The organism is Paenibacillus urinalis (assembly GCF_028747985.1).
Lineage (GTDB): Bacteria > Bacillota > Bacilli > Paenibacillales > Paenibacillaceae > Paenibacillus > Paenibacillus urinalis.
This window is the reverse complement of the sequence record NZ_CP118108.1, coordinates 5,408,817-5,421,165: the sequence shown is the minus strand read 5'-3', so window position 1 is coordinate 5,421,165 and position 12,349 is coordinate 5,408,817. Positions and strand designations below refer to the sequence as shown.

10 protein-coding genes are annotated in these 12,349 nt (G+C 43.8%); all 10 read left to right on the top strand.

The genetic code is table 11. The features are described from left to right. Positions 1 to 909: 909 nt before the first annotated feature. The 10 genes from PUW25_RS25130 to PUW25_RS25085 all read left to right on the top strand — a co-directional run bounded on the left by PUW25_RS25130 (position 910) and on the right by PUW25_RS25085 (position 12,345). Positions 910 to 2,679, top strand: a complete 1,770-nt coding sequence (locus PUW25_RS25130) for an ABC transporter substrate-binding protein (protein WP_047912575.1) — start codon at positions 910 to 912, stop codon at positions 2,677 to 2,679. 78 nt (positions 2,680 to 2,757) lie between these two features. Then, positions 2,758 to 3,723 carry an ABC transporter permease gene (locus PUW25_RS25125; RefSeq protein WP_047912576.1) on the top strand — a complete coding sequence of 322 codons (966 nt, stop codon included), beginning with the start codon at positions 2,758 to 2,760 and terminating at the stop codon, positions 3,721 to 3,723. A 12-nt stretch (positions 3,724 to 3,735) separates the two neighbouring features. Continuing rightward, positions 3,736 to 4,659, top strand: a complete 924-nt coding sequence (opp4C, locus tag PUW25_RS25120; RefSeq protein WP_047912577.1) for an oligopeptide ABC transporter permease — start codon at positions 3,736 to 3,738, stop codon at positions 4,657 to 4,659. A 12-nt stretch (positions 4,660 to 4,671) separates the two neighbouring features. Continuing rightward, positions 4,672 to 5,649, top strand: coding sequence for an ABC transporter ATP-binding protein (locus PUW25_RS25115; RefSeq protein WP_047912578.1), 978 nt, complete (start codon positions 4,672 to 4,674; stop codon positions 5,647 to 5,649). Continuing rightward, the gene (locus PUW25_RS25110; RefSeq protein WP_047912579.1) at positions 5,646 to 6,659 is read left to right on the top strand and encodes an ABC transporter ATP-binding protein; all 1,014 of its coding nucleotides are present in this window, start codon (positions 5,646 to 5,648) and stop codon (positions 6,657 to 6,659) included. Before PUW25_RS25115 ends, PUW25_RS25110 begins: the two co-directional genes overlap by 4 nt. Before the next feature lie 390 nt (positions 6,660 to 7,049). Further along, a complete protein-coding gene (locus PUW25_RS25105; protein ID WP_274337847.1) occupies positions 7,050 to 7,982 on the top strand; it encodes a D-alanyl-D-alanine carboxypeptidase family protein in 933 nt (310 codons plus the stop codon). Between the two features lie 387 nt (positions 7,983 to 8,369). After that, positions 8,370 to 9,965, top strand: a complete 1,596-nt coding sequence (locus PUW25_RS25100; RefSeq protein WP_274337846.1) for an MFS transporter — start codon at positions 8,370 to 8,372, stop codon at positions 9,963 to 9,965. A gap of 256 nt (positions 9,966 to 10,221) precedes the next feature. Next, the gene (locus tag PUW25_RS25095) at positions 10,222 to 11,319 is read left to right on the top strand and encodes an LCP family protein (protein ID WP_274337845.1); all 1,098 of its coding nucleotides are present in this window, start codon (positions 10,222 to 10,224) and stop codon (positions 11,317 to 11,319) included. A 158-nt stretch (positions 11,320 to 11,477) separates the two neighbouring features. Further along, entirely contained in the window at positions 11,478 to 11,912 is a 435-nt protein-coding gene (locus tag PUW25_RS25090; RefSeq protein WP_047912583.1) for a CBS domain-containing protein, read from the top strand. A gap of 130 nt (positions 11,913 to 12,042) precedes the next feature. After that, positions 12,043 to 12,345, top strand: coding sequence for a MazG-like family protein (locus tag PUW25_RS25085; protein WP_047912750.1), 303 nt, complete (start codon positions 12,043 to 12,045; stop codon positions 12,343 to 12,345). Positions 12,346 to 12,349 lie beyond the last annotated feature (4 nt).

Genomic DNA, 12,349 nt, shown 5'->3' with positions numbered 1-12,349 from the left:
AAGCTCTGTACATGGTTAGAGCTTACTTCTTTTCGTAGAATGTGAAGAAATGATAGCAGGCCGCTTCATTTTTCGATTTATTCGCGAGATTCATCATTTTTGACTTGAAATTAATAAAGATAATTGTATAATAGGAAAAAAGTTCTATTATAATCAACAAATATAATAGAAGTATAAAGCACCTGTTAATTTACTTTTGACGAAATAGAACCACGCTAATTTATCGTACAAATCCACTATCCGCCTCATTTACAGAATCATCATAGCAGATAAATCCAATTCAACTGAGTTAATTACATGTTATATTATATTACACTTAATAATGCTTTATAAGCTGATATTGGCTATGAAGTGTAAGTGGTATGTCATGTTTTGTTTGAAAAACAGATATTTTATGAAGAAAGTCCTCAACACAATCTAGAAGTTTAGATCTACAAAAACAGGTCTATATACCCCGTCTCTAAACCTTTAAACAACATTTTTAATAAAAATACGAAAAAATTATTGACGTTAGTAATATTTACACGTATTATTACAATAACTTATTCGGAATTGAAAATGTAGGTACATCTTACATTTATTGACCTTTGGTCTAAAAGTTTCTATCCTTTTCACATTTCGACCTCATAGACTCAGCAATAAGACCATCGAATTATGACTTAGATCCACTCCACAACTAGAGAAGCCCACATCTTGCGAGACTTGCCATCAACGACTAAACATTATTTACTCTACACAACGTCCTATCACTTACAAACTAGCATTTCGCTCTATTTCTTTCATTACACAACAGTGCATCATGATTAAATTTACTCACCTCTGTAATTATTCATGGATAAGTATTCATACATAATTATCCTGATAATTTATAAGCAACAAGCATTATAGAATTTTACGAGGAGGATTTTCATGAGAAAGAGATTTTCGCTAATGCTTGTGATCATGCTCATGCTGGTTACTGTGCTGGCAGCATGCTCCGGCGGATCAACAGCTGAAGAACCAACGACGGGGGAACCACCTGTAGAAACAACTGAACCGGCAGAGACACCAGAAGAGCCGGCAGAAGAACCAGCAGCAGAAGATGCTACGCAAAATGATGGTTTGTTCGAAGCATCGGACATGTCAATGAATCCAGGAACAGCAACAAACCGTACTGACACTTTAATTGTAGGGATTACATCTCCTGCAGGCGTATTTAACCCGATTTTTGCAAGTACTACCTATGATGTATGGGTAAACGATCTTATTTTTGAATCATTCCAAGGTATCAATGCAGACGGAACGTACTCTCCTCGCCTTGCTGAGAGCATCGAGGTTAGTGAAGACGGATTGCAATATACCTTCAAGTTGAAGCCAGATCTGAAATACACTAACGGTTCTCCAGTAACCGTAAACGATTATTACTTAGCTCTTAAGATGTACCATGACAGCAGCTATGATGGTCAATCCGATCCACTCTCTTGGAAGATCAAAGGTGGACAAGAGTATTATGATGGCACGGCTGATGAAATCTCTGGTGTAACCATTGTTGATGATCATACTGTAGAAGTTGAAGTTACAGAAGCAACAGCTCTGACTCAAGTATATCTCGCAGGCGTTCCTTTCATCCCTTCAGACTACTATGGTGAATCTTATACTCAAGGGAACCTGGATGGGGTTAAAGCACTGAACGACAAGCCAATCGGTTCTGGTCAATATGTAATGAAGTCATTTGTGCCAGGTCAAGAGGTTGTATTTGAAGCAAACCCAGATTACCACTTGGGAGCTCCAAAAATTAAGAATGTAATTTACAAAACGACGACGGACGAAACAAGACTTGCGATGCTTGAATCCGGTGAAATTGACATGGATATGCTCACAGTCGATGAAGATAACGTGGAAATGGCGCAGCTCCTTGGATTCTTGGATCTGAACATCTTCCCAACGAATGGATATGGCTACATCGGTATGAACCATGAAAGTCCGAAATTCTCTGATGTAAAAGTGCGTCAAGCCTTGGTGTATGGACTCAATCGTGCTGAAATTGTAGAAGCGGTATACGGTAAATTTGCCGATGTTATCAATATTCCACAATCCAAGCAATCTTGGGCTTATACCGAAGAAGGTATTGAAACCTATGCATTTGACACCGAAAAGGCTAAAGCACTTCTTGATGAAGCAGGCTGGACTGTAGGTGCAGATGGTATTCGTGAGAAAGATGGAGAGAAATTTAAAATTGACTTCTCTGCTACAGCGGATAATGTCGTAGTAGATGCACTTCTTCCAATCATGACAGCGAACTATGAAGAGCTTGGCATTGAAGTCGTAGCTGAGGTACTTGATTTCAACGCAATTACGGAAAAAGCGGAATCAGGAAACTTTGAGATGTTCTTCATGGCATGGGGCTTGACTCCAGATCCAGATACAACGGTTTATACAACAGAAGGTGCTCAGAACCGCCTTGGATATTCTCATCCAGCCTATGACGAGTTGGCAGCACAAGGTAAGGCAGAGCTAGATACAGAGAAGCGTAAAGAAATCTACGCTAAGGCATATCAAGAGCTTAATGCAACGATTCCGGATATCTTGATGTACCAAAGACGTGACGGTTGGGCAATCAATGGCCGTATCAACGGTCTAGAAATTACACCTTACAAAGACTTCACGATTGATCTGTACAAAGCCGAAATCGGAGAATAATTAAATCAGCATGATAACGATAAGCTCAGCTCTGGCAAGAGCTGAGCTTATCTACTTTTCAAACCCGGGAGGAATATTATGAAGCAGTACATTATCCGGAGGCTGCTGCAGATGATTCCGACGATGATCGGAATCACCATTATCTTGTTTGCCATAACAGCATTGGTGCCTGGAGATTTCATTACTTCACAGCAAAACCCGCAGATGACAGAAGAGAGAGCGGCTCAGCTTCGCGCAATATATGGTCTGGATAAACCCCCTGTAGAACGGTATTTCACATGGGTAGGTAATATGATTACGGGAAACATGGGTGAATCTCTTCAACATAAGCGTCCGGTAACAGATGTCATCGGCGATTATGTATGGAATTCTTTCGTTATTGCCTTTTTTAGTATGATCTTCAGCTGGATTATTGCCGTATTTACTGGTGTATTCTCTGCTAAGTTTCAATACTCATTCTTTGATAAGATGGTAACTTTGTTTGTGTTCCTATGTATGTCGCTGCCTTCCTTCTTTATTGGGCTCGTATTAATTAAGTTCGTGTCTGTAGATTTGGGATGGTTCCCTGTAGGGGGCATGAGTTCAGCAGGAGCGTCGAATATGTCCACTTGGGATTATCTAGTTGATGTAATACATCACAGCTTCTTACCTGTATTAGTATTAACGATGCTAAGCACAGGAAGTCTGACTCGTTATTTCAGAACGAGTATGCTGGAAGTTATACGCCAGGATTATGTTCGTACAGCCCGTGCCAAGGGTTTGAAAGAGAAAACGGTTATTTTCAAGCATGCGCTTCGTAACGCATTGCTTCCTGCCATCACAATTATGGGATTTGAGCTTCCTGGCTTGTTCGGAGGAGCCATTATCCTTGAGAAAGTATTTGTATGGCCAGGTGTTGGACAAGTGTATATGGAATCCATTAATATGCGGGATTATCCGTTTATGCTTGGTTTTACAGTCTTCATATCGGCGTTAACCTTAGTAGGTACGCTGCTGTCGGATGTGTTATATGGAACTGCAGATCCTAGAATAAGGTTAAAGTAGGAGGAGATTACATTGTCGATTGAGGCTGCACCCTTAAAATCGAATACTCAAGTTCCTGTAAAGCAGCCGGATTCACCATGGCGCATCTCGATGCGTCGATTTACTCGCAACCGGCTCGCAGTATTAGGACTTTTCATTCTAGTATTTATGGTTGTGTTCTGTTTAGTTGGTCCTATGCTTTCTCCATACAGCTTGACCGATTATTCTGTAGCGAACAAGAACCAGCCGCCCAATGCACAGCACTGGCTTGGTACGGATAAGCTCGGCCGCGATATTTTGCTGCGAATTATGCTAGCCGGCAGAATATCCTTATTTGTTGGATTTGTAGCAACCTTGGTTGCTGTTGTTTTGGGTTCTGTCCTAGGTGCATTAGCAGGATTTTATAGAAAATTTATAGATACGTTCATTATGCGTGTAGCTGAAATCTTTATGGCAATTCCTCAGCTTCCTTTGCTGATCATCATGGGAGCGATCTTGTCTGACTTGAAGGTGCATCCGGATTATCGTATCTTCTTCCTGGTTCTAATTATGGGAGTCATGGGCTGGACATCCCTGTCGAGATTGGTACGTGGGCAAATTCTTTCTCTACGCGAGCAGGAATTTATGCAGGCAACCGAAGCGCTCGGACTTCGAGATGGGCGTAAAATATTCAGACATCTAATACCAAATACAGTACCGATCATTATCGTAACATCTACTTTGCTTGTAGCAGGCATGATCTTGAGTGAATCCGCACTGAGTTATCTGGGACTTGGCGTTGTACCACCTACTCCATCTTGGGGGAACATGATAGCAGATGCCAACAGTCTGATTGAATTCCGTAAGAGACCTTGGGTCTGGATTCCACCAGGAGTTTGTATCCTGGTAACAGTAATAGGCATTAATTTGATCGGTGACGGGCTTCGTGATGCGCTCGATCCTAAAATGAAAAAGTAGGGAGATGCGAACATGGCAAAAGAACTTGTAGAATTTCGTAACTTAAAAACGCATTTTCATACATCCGCCGGGATCGTCAAAGCCGTAGATGACGTCAGCTTTACTATACGAGAAGGCGAGACTGTATGCGTCGTTGGAGAATCAGGGTGCGGCAAGAGTGTAACGGCGATGTCCCTCATGCGCTTGCTCGATACACCTTCTGCCGGAGGAGAAATTATGTTCGAAGGCAGAGATCTATTGAAGCTGAGCAATAATGAAATGCGCAAGCTTCGAGGCAACGAGATCTCGATAATATTCCAAGAGCCGATGTCTTCCTTGAACCCGGTTCTCACGATCGGGGAGCAAATTAGTGAACCGCTCATGCTGCATCAGCTGCTGGATAAGAAGGAAGCACGCAAGAGAGCCATTGAGCTGATCAGTCTTGTTGGCATTCCACGTCCTGAGGTAATTGTAGACTCCTACCCTCATGAACTGAGTGGAGGCATGCGTCAGCGGGTTATGATTGCAATTGCTCTCAGTTGTAATCCGAAGCTGCTCATTGCAGATGAGCCGACTACAGCACTTGATGTTACGATCCAAGCTCAGATTCTTGATCTAATGCGGGACATTAAAGAGAAGTTCAACACTTCAATCATGCTCATTACGCATGATCTTGGCGTTGTAGCCGAAATGGCAGATTACGTTGTCGTTATGTATGCTGGTAAAGTCATTGAGGAAGCTTCCGTATATGAGCTGTTCAGAGAACCGAAGCACCCTTATACCAAGGGATTACTTAAAGCAAAGCCAATTATTAACCAAAGACAAGAGCGCCTCTACTCTATACCAGGCCAGGTACCTAATCCTGTAGACTTGGAGAATAACTGTCACTTCCATGATCGCTGTGAGTTCTGCATGAGCATTTGCCGTGAGAAGGAGCCGCCGCTTCGGAAGAATGAGCAAGGACATAAAGTGGCTTGCTGGCTGTACGAGGAGGAGGCGAAGGTACGATGACAGAAGTAACTAGTGCGACAGTAACTGAAGCAAGACTAAGTCATTTAGCAGAACCGCTTATGGAGGTCAAAAACCTCAAGAAGTACTTTCCGATCACAGGCGGTGTTTTTCAGCGCCATGTGGGGGATGTAAAGGCGGTAGATGATGTATCATTTACGATCTATAGAGGGGAATCCTTCGGACTAGTCGGCGAGTCTGGCTGCGGCAAGAGTACGATCGGCAGAACCATTCTTCGTCTGTTGGAGAAAACAGAGGGAAGTGTTCTTTTTAAAGGTCAGGACATCCATAAGCTGTCTAAGCAGCAGCTAAGAAGCATCCGTCCACAGATGCAGATTGTATTTCAAGACCCGTTCAGCTCCCTGAATCCACGGATTAAAGTTGGAGAAGCGATTGGCGAGGCGCTGCTGGATCATAAGCTGATTCCCAAAAAAGAGCTTCGGGAGCGTGTAGAAGAAATTCTTCGTATCTGTGGTCTGTCGAGCTACCATTACAATCGTTTCCCGCATGAATTCTCAGGCGGTCAGCGTCAGCGTATCGGTATAGCGCGCGCGCTCATCCTTAATCCTGATTTTATTGTGGCGGACGAGCCTGTATCTGCTCTGGACGTATCGATCCAGGCTCAGATCATTAACTTGCTGAGTGATCTGCAGGCAGAGAAACAGCTCACTTATTTGTTCATATCCCATGATCTTAGTGTTGTCGAGCACTTGTGCAACCGAATCGGAGTGATGTATCTGGGATCGATGGTAGAGATGGCCAGTAAGGATGATCTATTCCAGAATCCACTGCATCCTTACACCAAAGCACTGCTGTCAGCTGTACCGATTCCAGATCCGACGATTAAACGGGAGAGAATTGTGCTGAAAGGCGATATCCCTAGCCCGGCGAATCCGCCTTCGGGCTGCAAGTTCCATACCCGCTGCCCGCTCGCTTCGGATATTTGCAAGCAGGAAATTCCAGAGTACCGCAACATGGGTAATGATCACTATGTCGCTTGCCATTTTGCATAAATAACGTCAAAAGTGTGGATTTGGGGTCCTGCTTGTGTACGGATAATATCATATGTTTGATTGCTCAGGAGCATCATTTCCATATCCGTTAGGGTAGAGGGGAGGGTGCTTCTTTTTTGTTTTTTTATTGGATTATATGGAAGCAGGGCCAAGGGAGGACCAATGAATCAAGATGTATAGTTTCATAAAAAGCAGGCATTTATGAAGGAGTAAGAAATTGGAATGAAAAAAAGAGAAAAAAATTTAAAAAAATGCAGACAAAATTGTCATTTCATACGTCTATATATATAGAAGTGTTTAATAAGAACTATAACGAAGGTCATTTACATAGAAGATAGCAACATCAACATATGAAATGCGGCAAATTCAGGAGAATGGAGGACAAGCTATATGAAAAAATGGATCCTGCGAAGCAGTGCTATAGTCGTTATTCTTGCACTGTTTGTGATTATCATCAGACCAGGCATATTAGTAGGTAAGCCTGCCATTCAATCGAATGCTGCACTGTTGATGGACGTAAATACAGGGGAAGTCATTATGAATATGAACGGTGATGTTCCGTTGCCAACAGGAAGTATCACCAAATTGATGACCCAGCTGATTATTATGGATGAGCTTTCCGCAGGACATATTTCTTGGGAGGATCAAGTTGAAATCAGCCAAAATGCCAGCGAAGTAGAAGGGCAGCAGGTGGCGCTTCGCCCTGGAGATCAAGTTACAGTACGAGAGCTGCTTGAAGTTGTATCGGTATATTCCGCTAATGATGCGATTGTTGCTCTTGCTGAGCACGCCTTAGGATCTGAGGATGTATTCATTGATCGAATGAATGACAAGGCCAAAGAATTAGGGCTCTCGGTCCATACGATATATCATAATGTAACAGGCAATACTTCCTCGGCAGGCGGCCCTACAGACAATTATATGACCGCCAGTGATATTGCGTTATTATCAGCCCATCTCATCCAAGAGCATCCGGAAATTTTGAAGATGGCAAGTCGTCCGCAGGTTGAATTAAGGGGTAAAGGACTCTACATGAGCAATACCAACTGGATGCTGGAAGAGATCAGCGGACCTTATTCCTATGAAGGGGTAGATGGCCTCAGAACAGGATATACAGAGGAAGCCGGATATTGCTATGCCGGTACGGCCGAGCAGAACGGTAAGCGGCTAGTTGCAGTCGTGCTTGGTGCAGAATCACAGGAACAACGATTTAATGAAGCTAGGGATTTGCTAAACTACGGATACTCACACGGATACACGACGGGAGGCTGGCATAAGCAGTGGGCATTGGCACTGCGGCAGGCCGTCGATCGAACCATATAACTTTATTGTAACTTTTTTGATTTTAGCCGATAACAGGATTGAAAAAACAGTCGCTGCAATAGAAAGGCATGAGTAAGGAATAGCGAGGAAGAGCAGAGAAAGAGCGAGGAAGAGCAGAGAAAGAGCAGAGAAGAGAAGAAAAGAGCAGGGAAGAGCAGGGAAGAGCAGGGAGTCACAGCCACCTCGCTCTTTTTTTATTTTTGGCAAAGTGAGCTGAGAGGGTTCAAGTTACAATATATATCATTTTGGAAGCAAAACTAACCTCGATATATGTTTATAGTTACATAATTTTTTCTTTACTTTTAAATTTATAGGCGTATGATAATAATTGACTCTTGGGTTAATTATAGGCCTTGAGTTGTAATCCTGAGTCTCGGAGGGATATGGATGAAAAAGCAATTACAATGGCCGCTTATTATTTTTGCGGTCGGTGTGTTCATGGCTGCCTTGGATAATGGCATTATTACTTCCTCTTTAACAACACTAAACGCTTCATTCGGTGTATCACCGAACTGGGGAGCATGGACCATCACTTTATACACACTAGGCCTGGCCATAAGTGTACCGATTGCAGGCAAGCTGTCGGACCGATATGGGCGGAAGAAGCTGTTTATGATCGAAGTGGCTTTATTCGGGCTTGGATCATTGCTCGTTGCATTGAGCCCAAACTTCATATTGTTCTTGGGTGCCAGACTAATTCAGGCTTTAGGAGGCGGCGGAATATTCATTATTGCAAGCTCTTATGTGCTCAGTACCTATCCTAAAGAGAAACAAGGCGGGGCACTAGGGATGCTGGGTGCGATGAATGGAGTAGCTGCCGTACTGGGGCCTAATGTCGGTTCTCTGCTGCTTCAGCTCACGGGTAACTGGCACTGGTTGTTTCTCATTAATGTGCCTATTGCGATACTTCTACTATTTCTCGGCTACAGATTCATTCATGAGGAGCAGGAGCTGAGCACAGCGAAGATGGATTGGATCGGTGTCAGTCTGCTCTCCTTAGGGGTACTCGGTGTCATGTTCAGCTTCACGAACCTGGAAGGAGTCAGCCTATTGACCAGCATGGGCGAGCCTGGATTTTATGGTTATTTTGCTGGCGGGTTAATCATGCTGATTCTATTTTATTTTTGGGAGAAAAGAATGGAGCTTCAAGGAGCAAGTCCGGTCATTTCCACGCAAATGCTGCGAGTGCCGTCCTTTTTATGGACCCTGCTCATCGCCTTTTTTTCGGGTGCGATCCTGGCGTCTGTCATTTTCATTCCGGGATTCGTGGAGCAGTATCTTGGTGTATCCAGCACGGCATCCGGGTATTGGTTTACTCCGCTCGCCCTCGCTGCTGGTGTCGGTTCAGCGCTCGGCGGGATGTATGTAGATCGCAAAGGGCCGATCTGGACTCTAGCGGTAGCTGGTTTAATAAGTGCGTTTGGCTTCCTTCTATTTGCTCTATGGGTCGACAGCTTATGGGAAATGGTCGTTTCAAGCCTGTTTGTCGGGCTTGGATTTAGTGTGATGCTGGGAGCGCCGGTCAATGTGCTCATTACCGAGGATGCCAAGGACTCAGAACGCGGCATTGCGCTTGCAACCAGTTCTTTATTCAGGCAGATGGCGATGGCCATTGCACCAACGGTCTTTGCCGGCTTTCTCGCTCGTTCCTTCTCAAGCTTCGGTGCCAACATAGAGGCAAGTTTTGCAGAAGAGGGGATTCAGGCAGATCCCGCTATCCTGCAGCAATATATGGGAGAAACGCAGTCGGCTTCAACCGATGTGAATTCCATTCGTGAAGCCTTCGCTTCCATTCCGGATACCTCCATATCGGATGCATTAACACAGGCACTTGAACTGACGGTGAACCAAGGGTACAGCCGATTATTCTGGTCCGCTCTGATCTTCAGTGTTCTTACGGCAGCAGCCTCACTGGTGACGGGAAAGATACGCAGCAAGAAGAGAAGTCAAAGGGAGCAAAGCACACAGACATCTCATCTATAACAAATACTGAAAACGTTAGAGAAGAAGCTCTTTCCGCGTGAAGGGCTTCTTCTTTGACTAAATATGACAATTTGCAGCATGCCTAACTTCTGATTATTATGGTAATATAGCAAAATGTACAAGTTGCAGGATGAAAAATAATAGGCCATCATAATAGAGGGATACATTCTAAGGCAGAATGTGCCGAAAATAATACTGTTATGACGTTGCTTTCACATAAGACGAATCTACAAATCTAATAGAGAAGGAATGAACTATGAGATCTAGAAGCAGAAACAGGCATCGTAGAAAGAGGAGAGGAAGAGGCTTACTCATCACCCTCCTGACTCTTGTCGTTGTAGTCGCGGTCGCTTATCCGTTCCGTCAACAGATTGCTATAGCCGCATTTGATCTATTCTTATCAGGCACGGTCAAGAACCAGCTTGAAAAATCATATAAACCATCTGGGAGTGCCAGCGCAGAGCCTGTTGTATATCAGGATGAGCCCTTCTCTGTACTCCTGTTAGGTACGGATGCAAGACCGTATGAGAAGACCCGCGGACGTTCAGACACCGTCATTTACGCTGTAGTCCGTCCTCAGGAATCCCGGGTACTGCTCGTCTCTATTCCACGCGACACTTATGTGGAGATTGTAGGACATGATGCAGATGAGGACGGCATGAATGATTACGATAAGCTGACGCATGCTTTTGCCTTTGGCGAAGAGGAGATGGCGATCAACACGGTTGAGAAATTCCTCGGGTATGAGGTGAATAATTACGCAACGGTCAACTTTATGGCTATTCAACAGGTTGTTGATGCTATCGGCGGCGTAGAGCTTCCGATCACGGAAGATATCGTTAATAAAAATCCGAATCATGTGCAATTTACTATCGAAGGCGGTAAACCAATATACAGTGGCGAAGAGGCATTATACTATATCCGTTACCGCGAAGATAGTGATTTTAAACGTGCAGAAAGACAGCAGATTTTCTTGAATGCGGTAGCGAACCGCATGTTGAATGTGAATCAGATTTCCCAAATTCCAGAGCTGTTTGATATTATGGGAGAGAATTTCCAGACGGATCTGCATCCAACATCTATAATTAACCTTGCCAAGCAGGTTCTTACACAAGGTAACCCAGAAATTTTAAGTTTCACGATGATGGGTGAAGGGGTAAGAAAGGATGACGGTATATTCTATACCGAAGTCGACGAGAAATATTATGAGTATTCGAAAGAAATGATCGCAAACTGGCTCGATCCGAATACGACGGAAGAAACACTGCTCAAGCCGGAGGATTTTAACAAAGAAGACGAAACCGAGAGCGATGTTACAGAGAGCAACGAAACCGTATCTTCTCAATCTCAATAACATAGACGTACGACAATCAGCACTGACGACATTCTTTTAGTCGGGTGCTGATTTTGTTGTCTTATATGAATATAATGGAATAAGAAGTTATTTTTCGCAAAATCCCATACTAATGGGTTGTTCTCATAATTGTGTGTAAAGAGGAGGAATAACTCGATATGAATATTGCTTTTTTCTTGCTTCCGAAACAAGAGGTGGCGACAGTAACCTCGGATGCAACGCTCAGACAGACCCTTGAACGGATGGAATATCACAGATTTACAGCGGTACCGATTCTCAGCAAGGACGGTAAGTACGAAGGTACGGTGACAGAGGGAGACCTGCTGTGGCATATGAAGAATTCCAGAGGAGAGATTACATTTGAAAACGCTTCAAAATATGTGCTGAAGGATGTACCCTTGCGCTTACATATCAAGCCTGTATCGATTGATGCCAACATGGAGGATTTGATCAAGCTGGCGAAGGTTCAGAATTTTGTTCCTGTCGTGGATGATATGCAGCGGTTCATCGGGATCGTACGACGGAGCCAGATTATTGAGTATTGTGAAGATGTCATGTCTAGAGGTTCTGTGAAATCTGATGCAAATTTATAACTAGCAGGCATATTCATTAGAGATTGACTACATCCTATAAGCTGTAGGACCGCGGGTCGCCTTTTTATGGATATTCCCTTATGCTATAATGGAGAATAAAGCATTTTACGGGAGTGTGACGAGCATGAGCATGCCAAAAGAACTAGATGTCGCAAAGCGCGCAAAAGTGATTGAATGGCTCAAAACCGAAGTGCTGGATCAAGTGTCACGATTGTTCAAGGCTCTATGGGAAGGAAGCAACGCTCGAATCAGTGACAGCCTTGCGAGTCTTATCATGAGCAGCTATATTCTTGGACGGAGGCTCGGCATATCGTTTAAAGATATGGATGACCTGCTCGTTGACAAGCTCAAGAAACACAAGAAGGAAGGTCACCAGCTTGAGGACTGGTACCAGGACATTTCCGCTCTCGAAGACCATATGCGTAAGAGGTGAACAT